Here is a 15307-nt window from a genome sequence, read left to right as displayed (position 1 = left end):
GCCTTTCAATTATTCAGGAGTCCACATCATGAAAACCCTGTTCACCTGGCGCCGTACGTTATTGGGGCTGGCCGCGGCCGGCGTCATCAGCCAATGCTCGGCGTTCTCTTTCAGTGGTGCAGAAGAGGCCGTCGTGATCCCGCCGCCGACGCTCGACGAAGTCACTCAGGCCCGCAGCGAAACCGCCGTCTTTGCCGGCGGATGTTTCTGGGGCGTCCAAGGGGTGTTTCAACACGTCAAAGGCGTGAAAGAAGCCGTCTCCGGGTATGCCGGTGGCGCGGCCAATACGGCGCAGTACGAGCGTGTCAGCAATGGCAATACCGGCCATGCGGAGTCCGTGGAAGTGACGTTTGACCCGAGTCAGGTCAGCTACGGCACCTTGTTGCAAATCTACTTTTCCGTGGCGCACAACCCGACCGAACTCAACCGTCAGGGGCCGGACACCGGCACGCAATATCGCTCGGCGATTTTCACCAAAAACGCGGAGCAGCAAAAAGTCGCCGAGGCTTACATTGCCCAGCTCGACGCCGCCAAATTGTTCAGTAAGCCGATCGTGACCAAGCTGGAAAGCTACAACGGTTTCTACCCGGCGGAGGAAGAACATCAGGACTTTCTGACCGAGCACCCGACTTATCCGTACATCGTGATCAACGATCTGCCGAAAGTGGCGCAGCTCAAGCAGCTGTACCCGGACCGCTATCAGGACAAACCGGTGCTGGTGAAGGACGGGATCTAAGGATTTATCCCGAGATCACATTCTTGCCGGCGATTTTCGAGCGGTACAGTGCCTGATCGGCTCGCGCCATCAGACCGGTCTGTTGCTCTTCATCAAAACGCTGGACCACGCCGAAACTCATGGTCACGTGGAAGTCGCCCACGGGCAGCAATTGCGAAAGACCATGACGGATTTTTTCAGCGAGAGTCCGGGCTTCAGCCAATGAGGTGTTGGGCAGCGTCATGATGAACTCGTCGCCGCCCCAACGGGCCAGCAGGTCACCTTCGCGCACAAAGCGTTTGACGTTCTCGACCACCTGCACCAGCGCGGCATCGCCCAAGGCATGGCCGTAGTGATCGTTGATGGTCTTGAAGTCGTCGATGTCCATGGCGATCAGCGACAGTGGTTCGCGAAACCGTTGTGCGCGCTCGCAGGCCTGAGGCAAGACCTGTTCAAGGCGATAGCGATTGGCGATGGAGGTCAGGGTGTCGGTTTGCGCCAGTTTGCGGTTTTCTTCGAGTTGCAGCTGCAACTGCTGATTGACTCGGGACAACTCCTGGGTGCGCTCTTCGATCAACGCTTCCAGGGAAAGATTGCGCCGTTCGAGTTGTTCGAACAGGCGTCGCTTGTCTTCAATGCTGCGGTGCGCGCCGATCATCCGCGCCACTGAACCGTCGCCATTGCGCGCCAGGATGTGGCCGCGATCTTCGATCCACAGGTAACTGCCGTCCTGCATGCGACAACGGTACTCGGCCTGATAGCCGGGGGCACGCTGGCTCAGGTAGTCGTCAAACAGGGACATGACCCGCGGGTAGTCGTCGGGGTGGATGACGTTCTCCCAGGTCAGCACATTGTTGTCCAGGGAGTGCGGCGTGTAGCCGAGCATCTCGTACCAGCGCTCCGTGCGGTAGACGAAACCGGTGTTGGCGTTCCAGTCCCAGATGCCGTCGCTGACCAGTTCCAGGATGGTGTGCAACATGTCGTCATTCATGTCAGCCGCGTTGAACTTCAACGGCTCGATATTCGATGCCTCGCCCATCTGCGCTTTCCCTGTCACTGACTCGTCAGCTCGCAGATTAGTGCATGGCGCATTCGGCCTGCTAGTGCTTGCCCCATTTCTGCATGGCGAAGTCGACGAAACGACGTAATTTCGGCAGGCGGTGGCGATCCTGTGCATAGACCAGGTGCATCGGCCGGCTGGGCGGGCAGAAATCCGGCATCAATGCCAGCAGCTTTCCTTCCCGCAGATCCTGTTCGACCAGCGCGTCGGGCATCATCACGATGCCCATGCCGGTCAGCGCCGCCTGATGCAACCCGGCTGAGCTGTTGATCAGCATCGGCCCGCCGACCCCCACGCTGACTTCGCCGTCAGGCCCGGCCAGACGCCATTCCTTTTGCACCGATTGCCAGTCGTCCCCGGCCGGATAGGCGAAGGACAGGCAGTCGTGGTGGCGCAGGTCTTCGGGCGTTTGGGGTGTACCGCGACGGGCCAGGTATTCCGGTGAGGCGCACATGGTCAGGGTGTAGTCGATCAGCGGACGGGCGATCAGGTTGGAGGGTTCCAGTGCGCCGAGGCGAAAGGCGACATCCAGACCGTTTTCCAGCAGATCCGGGCGGCGGTTGGTCAGCACCACATCGAGCTTCACTCGCGGGTTTTGCAGACTGAACTCACTCAGTGCCGGCGCCAGGCGCTCGGTGCCGAAGGTCAAGGGGGCGGTGATGCGCAAGTTGCCGCTCGGCTCGTCGAGTGCCTGTTCGGCCAGACGTTCAGAGTCCGCCACCAGTCCCAGCACTTCCAGGCAACGCTGGTAATACGCGCTGCCGAATTCCGTCAGCCGCTGGCGCCGCGTGGTGCGGTGAAGCAAGCGCACGCCCAGCCGTTGCTCCAACGCCTTGAGATGGTTGCCGACCATGGTCGTGGACATTTCGCACTGGAACGCGGCGGCGGTCATGCTGCCGGTCTCCACCACTTTCACGTAAACGCTCATTGCCTGGAACAGATCCATTATCAATCCCGACTTTAAAATGATTGAAGCGTTACAGCGTTTATCCAGCTCAGGTGGCTAACCATACTGCAAAAACACCGACAATTGATGGAGCTTGATGCCATGACCGCCGCTTGCCTGATGAGCACTTACCAACCACTGGCCTTGAATTTCAACAAAGGTCTGGGCACGCGCCTGTGGGATCAGGCCGGTCGTGAATACCTGGACGCGGTGGCCGGTGTGGCGGTGACCAATGTCGGCCATTCCCACCCGAAAATCGTTGCCGCCATTACTGAGCAGGCCGGTTTGCTGTTGCACACGTCGAACCTCTACAGCATCGACTGGCAACAGCAACTGGCGCAGAAACTCACTCGGTTGTCGGGCATGGACCGGGCGTTTTTCAATAACTCCGGGGCCGAAGCCAACGAAACCGCACTGAAAATCGCTCGGTTGTACGGTTGGCACAAAGGCATCGAGCAGCCGTTGGTGGTGGTCATGGAGAACGCCTTCCACGGTCGCACCCTCGGCACCTTGTCTGCCAGCGATGGTCCGGCCGTGCGCCTGGGTTTCAATAAATTGCCGGGCGACTTCATCAAGGTTCCGTTTGGTGACCTCAAGGCGTTGGACAACGTGCAACAGGCTCACGGCTCGCGCATCGTCGCGATCCTGATGGAGCCGATCCAGGGCGAAAGCGGCGTGCAGCTGGCGCCACCGGGCTATCTCAAGGCCGTGCGCGAACTGTGCAACCGGCGCTCATGGCTGATGATGCTCGACGAAATCCAGACCGGCATCGGCCGCACCGGCCAGTGGTTCGCGTTCCAGCACGAAGGCATCGTCCCGGACGTCATGACCCTGGCCAAAGGCCTGGGCAACGGCGTGCCCATCGGCGCCTGCCTGGCCCGCGGCAAGGCCGCCGAACTGTTTACGCCGGGTAGCCACGGCAGCACCTTCGGCGGCAATCCGCTGGCCTGCCGGGTCGGGTGCACCGTGCTGGAAATCATCGAAGAACAAGGCCTGTTGGAAAACGCCCAGCTTCAGGGCGAGCGGCTGCTGGACAGATTGCGCATGGAGTTGGCCGACAATCCCAATGTGCTGGCGATTCGCGGCCAAGGCCTGATGATCGGCATCGAGCTAAAACAACCGATCCGCGATCTGAGCCTGATCGCCGCCCGGGATCACGGGTTACTGATCAATGTCACGCGGGGGCAGATCATTCGGCTGTTGCCGCCGCTGACCCTTGATGAGCGGGAGGTGGGGATGATTGTCAGGGGGGTGAGTCGGGTGGTGAATGTGGGTTGAAGTTCTGCTCAGTAATGATATCTGCACATCACAACGCGTATTTCGCCATCTTCAACGGCGTAGATCAGACGATGTTCAGCCGTAATCCGGCGTGACCAGAATCCGCTCAAGTTATGCTTGAGCGGTTCGGGTTTTCCCAAACCGTCGAAAGGCTCGCGTTGGATAGCGTTGATCAACAGGTTGATGCGTTTGAGCCCCGCCTTATCGTTCTGCTGGAACCAGAGATAATCGTCCCAGGCTTCAGGTGTGAACTCGATATTCATTCTTCAATCAGTTGCCTGGTTTTGGTTTTGCCCGCTCGCAGGTTACCGATTGATTTGATCAGGCGTTCGGCGTTGGCTGGGGAACGCAACAGATAAGCTGTCTCTTCGAGAGCGTTGTATTCGGCTAATGACATCATCACTACCGGCTCGCCTTTCTGACGGGTTACCAGTAGCGGGGTGCGATCTTCATTCACCCGGTCCATGGTTTTCGCCAAGTGTGCCCGAGCGTTGGTGTAGTTGATGGTTTCCATGTGATTGCCCTCGCTTGATGCAGAGAACGTACAGAAATGAGTACATGTTAGCAAGGCGATACCTACGAGTGGTTGTTGCGTGGAAAGTGCATCCACGCTTGTATCGAGTATCGCCCAATGTTACTCAGGACGTTTCCGTGACTGATGTAATCCCATTCTGAGCTACACGCCATCCATCAGGATTGTCCGACCACAGCTTCAAAAAATTACGAGTGATGAACCAGCGCCGCGATTTCCTCCCGATTCAGCAGACGGACTTTCGCACCGCAAAACGCCTCGAACAGTCGCTGATGCGCCGCAAACCCACTTGACCCCTGCCGCTGACGATAACTGCCCGCCCACTCCAGCAAGGCGATCAGCAACCGGTCCTGCTCATCGCGCCCGGCTTCGCGTTGATGAATATTGACCACGCAATCCTCGTCCCCGACGCTCAGCCAGATCAGCGTGGTCGCCCGTGGCAGGAGTTCGCAGACGATCCAGCCGTAACCCCCCTCAATCACCCAGCGCTCCTCTTCGGCCGAGATCCGTGCCATGCCCAATGCATCGGCGCGGGGGCGGGGGATGCTGTGTTCGTCGCACAGCCAGTGAATCCGGTCCAGATCGGTCCAGGGTAGTTGCAAGCGCTCCGCCAGCCGTTGTGCCAGCCAACTCTTGCCGGAACCTGAATTACCGATGATCAGCGTCCGGGTTAGATCCAGTTCGTGTGCACTTCGAAATTTCATCTTCATTCGCTGGCATCCCACCGTAAGAACCCACAGAATCGGTGCTCACTCAAGGGAACGGAGCTCCAACAGTGCGGATTCGAAATCTGTTGTTCATGTTGCTGGGGATGGTTTCAGGCGTAAATGCGGCGACCGAGAAACCGGGCATTGCCGGGCACTACACGCTGCAGGCGAGGGAAATCGTCTCCAGGCTGTCGCTGGCGCCGGACAACACCTTTGAAGCCAGGATCGAGTATGCCGGTGCCGAAGGCTCCGCCAAAGGCCGCTGGAAACTGGTCGACAATACCCTGACCTTGAACAGTGACGCGGTCGTGCCGCCTGCTGAGAACCTGCTGTTCAATTTGAGTCGTACCCACAGTCTGGCAGACCTGCAAGATGCCCGTCAGCCTGACGGCGGCGACACGTTCAAACAGGCGCAAAGCAACTATGTGCTGAACCTGAGTTACGCCCGGTCAGCCCCTGTGCCCAGCATTCCTCCGGTGATGGTGTCGTTTGAGTTCAACCAGGGGCCCGCCGCTCAACTGCTGTGGAGTAACGCGGTGGGCCGGCAGCTTTACCTGCCCTACACCGACCAGCGAACCCTGACCCGGGTTGGCCTGCAAAGCAGTCCCGACCAACCGCCACAATGGTTTACCATCGCCCCCCAGACACGCACCCTGTCCTTGAGCTGGAAGGTTGATCGCACGACCGGGCAAATATCCTATGACAAACCGGATGAGCTTGGCCTGACGCAGTCGCAACAGTTTTTTCGCAACGCCCCCAAAGCGCTGGCGCAGATTGATCACAACTACATCCTGACCCTGCTCTACGGCGTGACAGCCGAACCGCCGGCGATCAAGCCTGTGGATATCTTTTGGTCGTTCGATGATGGTTCACAAACGTCGCAACGCTGGACGGATTCTCGGCAACCGCAACTGCTCATGCCGGTACCCGCGGGCAAGACCCTGAAAAAACTCGGTATGAAGTTGAGTGGCGATCAGAGCCCGCAATGGGTTGAGGTCGCGACAGGCAGCCGGGCAATCGACCTGATGTGGGATGAACGCGTTAACCCCGCACAGATGCGCGACTTGTCCGACGTCTTCAAAACCCTGGAACTGCACGTCAAGGGCGACTGCCTGGCGGTGGACCTGGGCAATGGCCAGGCGTGTTATCGCCAGTAGGTTCAGTCGCTGTACTCGGGGGCAATCATCCGGGTCTTCGGTGCGCCGTTCGAGTTGTGCTGATAGATGGCCTGCGGCTGCCCCAAGTCATTGAAATACACCTGGCCGATCCCCGCCGAGTTCCAAAGTCGCTCACCGGCTTCGGCGTGCTCAGGCACGTGGGGCACGATACGCATCCGCCGACGTTTGGTCAGCCAGTTCAGCGGTGAGCGCGGCGAATACAGCCAGCGGTTGAGGCGGTCGAACCACTCCAGCAGGGTCGGCGGGAATTCGTTCTTGATGCCGCTGCTGGTGATCTGCCAGATACGAGGCCCGGCCTTGCGGTGGCGGATCAGCACTTCGTAGACAAAGGAATAGTGCACATCGCCGGACAGCACCACGTAGTTACCCGGTGTGCGCGAGTGACGGAAGATATTCAGGATCACCTGCGCCGCGCCGCGATGGGCCATCCAGTTTTCCGCATCCACCAACAGTGGATAGCCGAACCAGCTGAACACCTTTTGCACGGTTTCGATCAGTTTCACACCGAATACCGGCGCCGGCGAAACGATGATCGCTGAGGGATGATCCAGCAGCTCGTGTTGCAGTTCGCTGAGGGCTTCCCAGTCGAGCAGGCCGGAAGGCTGTTTGAGGTTCATCTCGCTGCGCCAGCGCCGGGTGCGGGTGTCGAGCACCACCATGGCGGGCGTGGTGGGCAGCACGTAATGCCAGTGTTGGAACCGCAACAGCTCATCGATCAAACCGTCCTGCACGTCGCTGTCGAGATAGCGGTCGTGCCCAGTGGCACTGAAGGCGCGGGCCTTTTCCAGTACATCACCAAAGGCGTCCGGGTTGTTGCCCCAGCCCTGGCACAGCATGTAGGCGATCAATGCATTGCCGATGATGCGTTTGGAAAACGGATGGCCGTAGGCCGTTTCCTCCCATTGCGCAGAAAGATTCCAGTCGTCGGTAATGTCGTGGTCGTCGAAAATCATCAGCGTCGGCAGATGCGCCAGCGCTCGGGCGACATTGCCGAGCCCAGCCTTGAAACCGTCGATGCGCGTCTGTTCCAGCGCATAACGCTCACGGCGTTCCTTGATCAGCTTCGGCGGTTTTGGCGCGACCAGCGTCCAGGGCGTTGGCGACCAGACCAGCAGGTACATCGCCATGACTTCGGCAAACGTCACCAGGTGATTATCGGCACTGCTGCTGGTGAAAATCGGCTTGCGTGCGCCACCGAAGAAGCGATCGCGCAGGGTTTCGTTGCTTTTCAATGCCGGCAGCAAATCGGCGCGGTGGTAATAACAGGCGGCGTGGCCGTACAGCTCCGCGCTGTCGGTGATCACGGCGCCTTCGAGGTGTTCTTCGAACAGACCCAGACGCTCGATTAACGCATGAATCGCCCGCAGAGTCGGCCCGGCGACGTCATCGGCGTACACCTGGTCGCCACTCATCATCAGCAGCGCGGGGCGATCCTGGGCCTGGTGTTCTTGCGCCAGCAAGTTATCCACACACAGCAAGCCGTCGGTCGCCGGGTGATGAGGCTTGCGGCAGGAACCGTGCAGCAGTTGATCGATGCGAGCGCGCAGGACAAAGTTCGGGCAACCCGCCTCGCCATACAGCAGATGCGGCGCCCAATCGGCGATGCCCATGCCATCGATCAGCACGTCGTAATCGATTCGGGTATCCGAGGGCAGGGCAGCATCCAGTTGCACATCAATCAAATGCACAAAAGCATGGCTGCCCACCGCAATGACCGTGCACTGCCGGTCATCAAGGCGAATGTCGGCCAGATCCTGCAAGCGCAACGTCAGCGCCAGCGCTCGGGACCCCACCAGCCACATCACCAGCCGCGTTGGCTCCAGGCGCCGCAGCAGCGGGCCGGCCAGGACCGGTGGCAGGGAAGGGAGATCGTCGGGCAGTGGCAGCGTTGCGGACATCCGGGTTCCAGACTCTTGGGGCGCAGAGGCGGGGGATGATAGCGCAGGTGACGACGAGACAGGCTAATGTAAACCCGCCACGCCGTTTCAATCAGGCATCGATCAGAAGTGAGGTCTCATGAACAAAATCATCCTGCCAGCACTGGCCATTTTGCTGCTGGCCCAGTCCCCGGCCCATGCCATCAACGACAAGTACCGCAAGCAACTGGAGAAGTCCGGGTGTACACAAGTCAGCGAGTCGCAGGGCTGTGATATCCACAAGACCAAGGCCGAAAACGCCAAGGCCGGATTTACCAACCCCGCAGCACCTGCCGCTGGCGAAAAAACCAAAGCGCCGACCCCTGACACAAAAGAAGGAGCCGCCGCGCCTGTCACCAAATGAAAAGCCATTGTCGTCTGATGAGAAGCGTCCCGACAGGCCCCGTCCTACAGTCCAATCAGCGCAATTCGATGCAACACGCCCATATTGCAGATTGGAGAATAAGAAAAAATGGCCAAAGCCGTACGCTTCTACGAAACCGGTGGTCCCGAAGTTCTACGTTATGAGGACGTCGAAGTCGGCGAGCCTGGCCCCGGCCAGGTCCGTCTGCGTCATGTGGCGGTCGGCCTTAACTATGCCGACACCTACTTCCGCAATGGCACCTACCCGATCCCGATGCCCAACGGCATGGGCGTCGAGGCTTCCGGCGTGGTCCAGGCCATCGGCGAAGGGGTGACCAACGTCCAGGTGGGGGACCGCGTCACGTACACCGGTTTTCTCAATACGCTTGGCGCCTACAGCACCGAGCGCCTGATCCCGGCCGCGCCGCTGATCAAACTGCCGGAAACCATCAGCTTCGAAACCGCCGCCGCCATGACCATGCGCGGCCTGACGTCTTCGTACCTGATGCGCCGCATCTACGACTTCAAGGCCGGCGACACCATCCTGCTGCACGCCGCGGCGGGTGGTGTCGGCCTGATCGTTTCGCAGTGGGCCAAATTACTGGGCCTGAACGTGATCGGCACGGTGTCGACCGAGCAAAAGGCTGAAATCGCCCGGGCTCACGGTTGCGACCATACGATCAACTACAGCCACGAAGACGTCGCCGCGCGTGTTCGCGAACTGACCGATGGCGTGGGCGTCAACGTGGTGTTCGACAGCGTTGGCAAGAACACCTTCATGGGTTCGCTGGACTCCTTGAAACCCCGTGGCCTGATGGTTTGCGTGGGGACCGCATCCGGGCCGATCCCGGCGTTCGACCCGGTGATGCTGGCGATGAAAGGTTCGCTGTACCTGACCCGTCCGGCCCTGGCCAACTACATCAGCGACCCGGCGGAAAAAGCCGAGCTGGCCGGTGAGTTGTTCGACCATGTCGGCAGCGGCCGGATCAAGATCGAGATCAACCAGCACTACGCCTTGCAGGATGCGGTGCAGGCCCACCGTGATCTTGAGTCGCGCAAGACAACCGGCTCGTCGATTTTCGTCATTTAAGGAGCTGCCAGCCATGAAAGTCGAACAATTGACCTGCAGCCTTGGCGCCGAACTGATCGGCGTCAACCTGGCGGACGCGGTGCACGACGACGGCCTGTTTGCCGAGATCCGCGCCCAGTTGCTCAAGCACCGCGTGGTGTTCCTGCGCGATCAAGACATCACCCGCGCCGAACACGTGGCGTTCGCCCGGCGCTTCGGCGAGCTGGAAGATCACCCGGTGGCCGGCAGCGATCCGGAGCATCCGGGACTGGTGCAAATCTACAAGCGTCCGGACCAGCCGATGGACCGCTACGAAAACGCCTGGCACACCGACGCCACCTGGCGCGAAGCCCCGCCGATGGGTTGTGTGCTGCGTTGCGTGGAGTGCCCGCCGGTGGGCGGTGACACCATGTGGGCCAACATGGTCCAGGCCTACGCGAACTTGCCGGAAGACGTGAAGCTGAAGATCGCCGACCTGCGTGCCCGTCACAGCATCGAAGCGAGCTTCGGCGCGGCCATGCCGATCGAGAAGCGTCTGGCGCTCAAGGCGATGTACCCGGACGCCGAACACCCGGTGGTGCGCACCCATCCGGAAACCGGTGAGAAGGTGCTGTTCGTCAACGCCTTCACCACCCATCTGAGCAACTACCACACCGCTGAGCGGGTGCGCTTCGGCCAGGACGCCAACCCCGGTGCCGGCGAGTTGCTGCGCTATCTGATCAGCCAGGCGTACATCCCCGAGCATCAAGTGCGCTGGCGCTGGAAGCCCAACAGCATCGCCATCTGGGACAACCGCAGTACCCAGCATTACGCCGTCATGGACTACCCGCCGTGCCATCGCAAGATGGAGCGCGCCGGGATCATCGGCGACAAGACTTACTGATTCATCGCCTCTGCATTCGCTCTCGTAAACACGCCTGCCCGGCGCGACCCCGGGTGGGCGGGACAATCATAAGAACTGGAGTAACTCATGCAATTCTTCGACGATTCCCTGCACCCGGAAAACATGGAAAAGGTGGTCATCACCGTGGCCCCGTACGGCCCTGAGTGGATGCCCGAAGACTTCCCGGAAGACATCCCGCTGACCATGGATGAGCAAGTCCAGAAAGCGGTCGATTGCTACGAAGCCGGCGCCACCGTACTGCACTTGCACGTACGTGAACTGGACGGCAAGGGCTCCAAGCGCCTGTCGAAATTCAACGAGCTGATCGCCGGTGTGCGTGAAGCCGTGCCGGACATGATCATCCAGGTTGGCGGCTCGATTTCCTTCGCCCCGGAAAGTGACGGCGAAGCGGCCAAGTGGCTGTCCGACGACACCCGTCACATGCTGGCCGAGCTGACGCCGAAGCCGGATCAGGTCACGGTGGCAATCAATACCACGCAAATGAACATCATGGAGTTGCTGTACCCGGAGTACCTCAAAGGTACGTCGCTGGACAACCCGATGATCCACGCCGCCTACAGCGAAATGACCGTGCCGGCCGGCCCTGCCTGGGTGGCTGAGCACCTCAAGCGCCTGATGGACAACGGCATCCAGCCGCACTTCCAACTGACCGGCATGCACGCCCTGGAAACCCTCGAACGCCTGGTGCGCCGTGGCGTTTACAAAGGCCCGCTGAACCTGACCTGGATCGGCATCGGCGGCGGTTTCGACGGCCCGAACCCGTTCAACTTCTTCAACTTCATCCACCGCGCGCCGGACGGTTGCACCCTGACTTCCGAATCGCTGCTCAAGAACGTCATGCCGTTCAACACCATGTCGATGGCCATGGGGCTGCACCCGCGTGTGGGCAATGAAGACACTATCATTGATCACAAGGGCGATCGCTTCGGCTCGGTGGCGCAGATCCAGCAAACCGTGCGCATCGCCCACGAACTGGGTCGCGAAATCGCCACGGGCAAAGAAGCCCGCGAGATCTACCGCATCGGTGTGAAGTACAACAGCATCGAGGAAACCCTGTTGGCCAACGGCATGGCCCCCAACCGCAAGGCTGGGCACAAAGGCGTGCCGCAACGCGGCTGACCGACACGGCGAACGAGCGGCCGTGACCGCTCGTTCGCCGCACTGTTACACGCTTGATAACAACAATAAAACGAAGCTTTGAGGAGGCTGCATGGCCTTTCACCCAATCGCCGCCGACGATGACGACGCAGGTTGCGTCGGCGTTGCGCGCCAATACGCCTGGATCGTCTTTGCCCTGACGTTCGGCCTGTTGATTTCCGATTACATGTCGCGTCAGGTCCTGAACGCGGTGTTCCCGCTACTGAAAAGCGAGTGGTCACTGAGCGACGGCCAACTCGGCCTGCTCAGCGGCATCGTCGCATTGATGGTCGGGCTACTGACGTTTCCGCTGTCGCTGATGGCCGACCGTTTCGGCCGGGTCAAGAGCCTGGCGCTGATGGCGATGCTCTGGAGCCTGGCGACACTGGGCTGCGCATTGGCCCAGGATTACCAGCAGATGTTCATCGCGCGATTCATGGTCGGCGTGGGTGAGGCGGCCTACGGCAGTGTCGGCATCGCGGTGGTGATTTCGGTGTTCCCGAAACACATGCGCGCCACGCTGGCCAGTGCCTTCATGGCGGGCGGCATGTTCGGTTCGGTGTTGGGCATGGCGCTGGGTGGTGCGATTGCCGCCAAGCTGGGCTGGCGCTGGTCGTTTGCCGGCATGGCATTGTTTGGTCTGGTGCTGGCGCTGCTGTATCCGCTGATCGTCAAGGAAGCGCGAATTGCGCCGCAGCGTGCGGCCAAGGCTGTCGCAACGGTCAAGCGCCCGTTGCGCACCTTGTGGTCCAGCCGTTCGGTGGTGGCGACCTACGTCGCCAGCGGTTTGCAACTGTTCGTCGGCGGCACGGTGATGGTGTGGATTCCCAGCTACCTCAACCGCTACTACGACATGCCCACCGACAAAGCCGGTGGTATGGCGGCAATCATCGTTTTGTGCAGCGGCGCGGGGATGATCCTGTGCGGCATGCTCAGCGATCGCCTGTGCCGTCACTCACCGGAACGCAAGGTCAGCCTGGCCATCGGCTTTTGCTTGGGCAGCTGTCTGTTGCTGTCGGCGGCGTTTGCCTTGCAGGCCGGGCCGTTGCAACTGGCGCTGATCTGCCTGGGCATGTTGATCGCCACCGGCACCACCGGCCCTTGCGGTGCGATGGTCGCCAACCTGACGCATTACTCGGTGCACGGTACGGCCTTCGCCACGCTGACCCTGGCCAACAACATGCTGGGGCTGGCGCCGGGGCCGTTCATCACCGGCCGGGTGTCCGACCTGATCGGCCTGCATGCCGCGTTTCAGCTGGTGCCACTGGTCAGCCTCGCGGCGGCAGCGGTGTTCTTTTATGCCAAGTGTCACTACCACAAAGATATTGCCCGTCTTCAGGGTCAGAGCGTGCCTGAGCCCGTCAGCGAAGCCGGGATAGAGGTGAAGTTGTGAGTCGTCGTTTACGTATTGATGTGTTTTTCGATTTCATCTGCCCTTGGTGCCTGATCGGTAAACGCCAACTGGAGCATGCCCAGGTGCAGTTTCGCAGTCGCCATCCGGACGTGCAGATCACCACGGTGTGGCATGGCGTGCAGTTGCTGCCGCAGTTGCCGGTAGAGGGTGAGCCCTTCGCCGATTTCTACCGCAAGCGCCTGGGCAATGCCGACGCCGTGACCATGCGTCAGGCTCAGGTGCAGGAGGCTGCCAGGGCCGCGGGATTGAGCATCGACCTCAGCCGTATCGAGACGATGCCCAACACCGCGGACGCCCACCGTTTGTTCGAGCGTGTCAGTGAACTGGGTAACGCTGCCCAGCGTGAAATGTTGCTCGAACGCCTGTTCGCCGCGTATTTCCACAGACGCGAAAACCTCGGTTGCCGTGAAACGTTGCTCGCCATTGCCCGCACTTGTGGCATCGACCCGGACACGGTGGTCGATTGCCTGAAGGGCGACGCTACAGCGTTTGACGGATTCCCCGGCGCGACCAGCGGCGTACCGAGCTTTCAGTTCGATCGCCGCATGACGGTGATCGGCGCGCAACCGGCTCAGTCGTTGCTCGTGGCCATGAACGAAGCCCTCAAGGAAAGCGAGCGCGAGCGGCAGCCGATATGACCCGGCGCATTCCTGTACCTGCCGGCAAATACCCGCAGGCCGGTGGTCGTGCGCTGTTCGAATTCGAAGACAAAAGCCTGGCGTTGTTCAACGTCGACGGGCAGCTGTTTGCCATCGACGACAGCTGTCCGCATCAAGGTGCTTCGTTGTGTGGCGGGCGCCTGGAGGGGCGGGTGATCCAGTGCCTCGCCCATGGTTTGCGCTTCGATGTGCGCAGCGGTTTTTTGCTCAATTCCACGCTGGTCAAAGTCAACAGCTACCCGGTCGAGATCATCGACGGCCAGGCGTTTATCGTCATTGCATCCGAGGAGGCCGCGCCATGAGCGCCATCGCTCTCACCCGCATCCACAGTCGCACGCGCGAACTGGCTCCGGGGTTTATCGTCAGCCTGATCGTGGCGGCTGCCGCATCGTTTTTGTCCGAGCACTACGGTGCGCCGGTCATGCTGTTTGCCTTGCTGCTGGGCATGGCCCTGAATTTTCTTGCCGATGACGGCCCGTGCAAGGCCGGTGTCGAATTCACCGCACGCACGGTGCTGCGCATCGGCGTGGCGCTGCTGGGCATGCGCATCACCCTGGAGCAGATGGCGGCGTTGGGCTGGAAGCCGATTGCGCTGGTGGTGATTCTGGTGGTGGTGACCATCGGCGTATCGGTGATGGCGGCCAAAGCCCTCGGTTTTCAGCGACTGTTCGGCATGCTGACGGGTGGGGCAACGGCCATCTGCGGCGCCTCGGCGGCCTTGGCGTTGGCAGCGGCGCTACCGAACCATCCGCAGAAAGAGCGGGCAACCCTGTTCACGGTGATCGGCGTGTCGGCGCTGTCGACGATGGCGATGATTGTTTATCCGATGATCGCCAACTGGCTGGAGTTGTCGCCGCAGGTGGCGGGCGTGTTTCTCGGCGCCACGATCCACGACGTAGCCCAGGTGGTCGGCGCCGGTTACAGCATGTCTACCGAGACCGGCGATACGGCCACCGTCGTGAAGCTGATGCGCGTCGCCATGCTTCTGCCGGTGATCGTCACCGCCGCGATGATCACCCGCATGCAGGGCGCCGATCCGACCGGCAAACGTCCGCCGCTGCTGCCGTGGTTCGCGGTCGGCTTTCTGATTCTGGCGTGCATCAACAGCACCGGTTGGGTCGCCCCGGCGGTGCAGGGTTCGGTCAACGAACTGTCGCGCTGGTGCCTGGTGATTTCCATCAGTGCTTTGGGCATGAAGACGCGGCTCAAGGAGCTGGCCGCCGTCGGCATCAAGCCGATTTTGCTGATGGTGGGGGAGACGGTATTCCTCGTCGTGCTGGTGCTGCTATTGCTGCGCTGGGGTTTCTAGACATCACACAAAACCTGTAGGAGTGAGCCTGCTCGCGATAGCGGTCTGACATTCGACATGGATGTCGACCGACATGCCCTCATCGCGAGCAGGCTCGCTCCTACATGGGACTGCGTTTTT

General features: G+C 60.7%; 17 protein-coding genes. 11 read left to right on the top strand and 6 right to left on the bottom strand.

The genetic code is table 11. The annotated features are described in order from the left end of the window. Nucleotides 1–28: 28 nt before the first annotated feature. On the top strand, nucleotides 29–736 hold the full coding sequence (msrA, locus tag ACNYC6_RS08615; RefSeq protein ID WP_419711931.1) for a peptide-methionine (S)-S-oxide reductase MsrA: 708 nt from the start codon (nucleotides 29–31) through the stop codon (nucleotides 734–736). Nucleotides 737–740: 4 nt separating this feature from the next. Here msrA and ACNYC6_RS08610 read toward each other — a convergent pair whose 3' ends face one another. Together ACNYC6_RS08610 and ACNYC6_RS08605 are read right to left on the bottom strand one after the other, a co-directional pair. Continuing rightward, nucleotides 741–1754 carry a sensor domain-containing diguanylate cyclase gene (locus ACNYC6_RS08610; RefSeq protein WP_419711930.1) on the bottom strand — a complete coding sequence of 338 codons (1014 nt, stop codon included), beginning with the start codon at nucleotides 1752–1754 and terminating at the stop codon, nucleotides 741–743. A gap of 61 nt (nucleotides 1755–1815) precedes the next feature. Beyond that, on the bottom strand, nucleotides 1816–2721 hold the full coding sequence (locus ACNYC6_RS08605) for a LysR family transcriptional regulator (RefSeq protein WP_419711929.1): 906 nt from the start codon (nucleotides 2719–2721) through the stop codon (nucleotides 1816–1818). 102 nt (nucleotides 2722–2823) lie between these two features. Here ACNYC6_RS08605 and ACNYC6_RS08600 point away from each other — a divergent pair, with 102 nt between their 5' ends. Beyond that, complete coding sequence (locus ACNYC6_RS08600; RefSeq protein WP_419711928.1) at nucleotides 2824–3999, top strand: aspartate aminotransferase family protein; 1176 nt, start codon at nucleotides 2824–2826, stop codon at nucleotides 3997–3999. Nucleotides 4000–4007: 8 nt separating this feature from the next. Here ACNYC6_RS08600 and ACNYC6_RS08595 read toward each other — a convergent pair whose 3' ends face one another. From ACNYC6_RS08595 to ACNYC6_RS08585, 3 genes are all read right to left on the bottom strand, one after another. After that, entirely contained in the window at nucleotides 4008–4262 is a 255-nt protein-coding gene (locus tag ACNYC6_RS08595; RefSeq protein WP_419711927.1) for a Txe/YoeB family addiction module toxin, read from the bottom strand. Then, nucleotides 4259–4513 carry a type II toxin-antitoxin system Phd/YefM family antitoxin gene (locus ACNYC6_RS08590; RefSeq protein WP_419711926.1) on the bottom strand — a complete coding sequence of 85 codons (255 nt, stop codon included), beginning with the start codon at nucleotides 4511–4513 and terminating at the stop codon, nucleotides 4259–4261. Before ACNYC6_RS08590 ends, ACNYC6_RS08595 begins: the two co-directional genes overlap by 4 nt. A gap of 206 nt (nucleotides 4514–4719) precedes the next feature. Then, a complete protein-coding gene (locus ACNYC6_RS08585; protein WP_419712935.1) occupies nucleotides 4720–5211 on the bottom strand; it encodes an adenylate kinase in 492 nt (163 codons plus the stop codon). A 95-nt stretch (nucleotides 5212–5306) separates the two neighbouring features. On the opposite strand from ACNYC6_RS08585, the gene ACNYC6_RS08580 reads away from it, so the two are divergent. Continuing rightward, nucleotides 5307–6395, top strand: a complete 1089-nt coding sequence (locus ACNYC6_RS08580; RefSeq protein ID WP_419711925.1) for a hypothetical protein — start codon at nucleotides 5307–5309, stop codon at nucleotides 6393–6395. 2 nt (nucleotides 6396–6397) lie between these two features. On the opposite strand, the gene ACNYC6_RS08575 is transcribed toward ACNYC6_RS08580, so the two are convergent. Next, complete coding sequence (locus ACNYC6_RS08575; RefSeq protein ID WP_419711924.1) at nucleotides 6398–8314, bottom strand: alkaline phosphatase D family protein; 1917 nt, start codon at nucleotides 8312–8314, stop codon at nucleotides 6398–6400. 118 nt (nucleotides 8315–8432) lie between these two features. Between ACNYC6_RS08575 and ACNYC6_RS08570 the strand changes: the two genes are divergently transcribed. The 8 genes from ACNYC6_RS08570 (at nucleotide 8433) to ACNYC6_RS08535 (ending at nucleotide 15187) form a co-directional block, all read left to right on the top strand. Then, on the top strand, nucleotides 8433–8696 hold the full coding sequence (locus ACNYC6_RS08570; RefSeq protein ID WP_419711923.1) for a hypothetical protein: 264 nt from the start codon (nucleotides 8433–8435) through the stop codon (nucleotides 8694–8696). 108 nt (nucleotides 8697–8804) lie between these two features. After that, complete coding sequence (locus ACNYC6_RS08565; protein WP_419711922.1) at nucleotides 8805–9785, top strand: quinone oxidoreductase family protein; 981 nt, start codon at nucleotides 8805–8807, stop codon at nucleotides 9783–9785. A 13-nt stretch (nucleotides 9786–9798) separates the two neighbouring features. Beyond that, nucleotides 9799–10647 (top strand): TauD/TfdA dioxygenase family protein, encoded by an 849-nt coding sequence (locus tag ACNYC6_RS08560; RefSeq protein ID WP_419711921.1) that lies wholly within the window; start codon nucleotides 9799–9801, stop codon nucleotides 10645–10647. An 87-nt stretch (nucleotides 10648–10734) separates the two neighbouring features. Then, on the top strand, nucleotides 10735–11787 hold the full coding sequence (locus tag ACNYC6_RS08555; protein ID WP_419711920.1) for a 3-keto-5-aminohexanoate cleavage protein: 1053 nt from the start codon (nucleotides 10735–10737) through the stop codon (nucleotides 11785–11787). Between the two features lie 91 nt (nucleotides 11788–11878). Beyond that, the gene (locus tag ACNYC6_RS08550) at nucleotides 11879–13198 is read left to right on the top strand and encodes an MFS transporter (RefSeq protein ID WP_419711919.1); all 1320 of its coding nucleotides are present in this window, start codon (nucleotides 11879–11881) and stop codon (nucleotides 13196–13198) included. Further along, nucleotides 13195–13857: a DsbA family oxidoreductase gene (locus ACNYC6_RS08545; protein WP_419711918.1), complete on the top strand. Its 663-nt coding sequence runs from the start codon at nucleotides 13195–13197 to the stop codon at nucleotides 13855–13857. The genes ACNYC6_RS08550 and ACNYC6_RS08545 overlap by 4 nt, the downstream gene beginning before the upstream one ends. Further along, nucleotides 13854–14180: a Rieske (2Fe-2S) protein gene (locus ACNYC6_RS08540; RefSeq protein ID WP_419711917.1), complete on the top strand. Its 327-nt coding sequence runs from the start codon at nucleotides 13854–13856 to the stop codon at nucleotides 14178–14180. The genes ACNYC6_RS08545 and ACNYC6_RS08540 overlap by 4 nt, the downstream gene beginning before the upstream one ends. Next, entirely contained in the window at nucleotides 14177–15187 is a 1011-nt protein-coding gene (locus ACNYC6_RS08535; RefSeq protein ID WP_419711916.1) for a YeiH family protein, read from the top strand. The genes ACNYC6_RS08540 and ACNYC6_RS08535 overlap by 4 nt, the downstream gene beginning before the upstream one ends. Nucleotides 15188–15307 lie beyond the last annotated feature (120 nt).

Source organism: Pseudomonas sp. NFX224 (genome assembly GCF_048565165.1).
In the GTDB taxonomy this organism is placed as follows: Bacteria; Pseudomonadota; Gammaproteobacteria; order Pseudomonadales; family Pseudomonadaceae; genus Aquipseudomonas.
Note: the sequence above shows the minus strand (reverse complement) of the source record. Positions and strands in the feature narration are given on the sequence as shown.

Coding starts and splice junctions, on each gene's coding strand:
- msrA (WP_419711931.1), top strand. CDS start 29: ATGAAAACCCTGTTCACCTGGCGCCGTACGTTATTGGGGCTGGCCGCG.
- ACNYC6_RS08610 (WP_419711930.1), bottom strand. CDS start 1,754: ATGGGCGAGGCATCGAATATCGAGCCGTTGAAGTTCAACGCGGCTGAC.
- ACNYC6_RS08605 (WP_419711929.1), bottom strand. CDS start 2,721: ATGGATCTGTTCCAGGCAATGAGCGTTTACGTGAAAGTGGTGGAGACC.
- ACNYC6_RS08600 (WP_419711928.1), top strand. CDS start 2,824: ATGACCGCCGCTTGCCTGATGAGCACTTACCAACCACTGGCCTTGAAT.
- ACNYC6_RS08595 (WP_419711927.1), bottom strand. CDS start 4,262: ATGAATATCGAGTTCACACCTGAAGCCTGGGACGATTATCTCTGGTTC.
- ACNYC6_RS08590 (WP_419711926.1), bottom strand. CDS start 4,513: ATGGAAACCATCAACTACACCAACGCTCGGGCACACTTGGCGAAAACC.
- ACNYC6_RS08575 (WP_419711924.1), bottom strand. CDS start 8,314: ATGTCCGCAACGCTGCCACTGCCCGACGATCTCCCTTCCCTGCCACCG.
- ACNYC6_RS08570 (WP_419711923.1), top strand. CDS start 8,433: ATGAACAAAATCATCCTGCCAGCACTGGCCATTTTGCTGCTGGCCCAG.
- ACNYC6_RS08565 (WP_419711922.1), top strand. CDS start 8,805: ATGGCCAAAGCCGTACGCTTCTACGAAACCGGTGGTCCCGAAGTTCTA.
- ACNYC6_RS08560 (WP_419711921.1), top strand. CDS start 9,799: ATGAAAGTCGAACAATTGACCTGCAGCCTTGGCGCCGAACTGATCGGC.
- ACNYC6_RS08555 (WP_419711920.1), top strand. CDS start 10,735: ATGCAATTCTTCGACGATTCCCTGCACCCGGAAAACATGGAAAAGGTG.
- ACNYC6_RS08550 (WP_419711919.1), top strand. CDS start 11,879: ATGGCCTTTCACCCAATCGCCGCCGACGATGACGACGCAGGTTGCGTC.
- ACNYC6_RS08540 (WP_419711917.1), top strand. CDS start 13,854: ATGACCCGGCGCATTCCTGTACCTGCCGGCAAATACCCGCAGGCCGGT.
- ACNYC6_RS08535 (WP_419711916.1), top strand. CDS start 14,177: ATGAGCGCCATCGCTCTCACCCGCATCCACAGTCGCACGCGCGAACTG.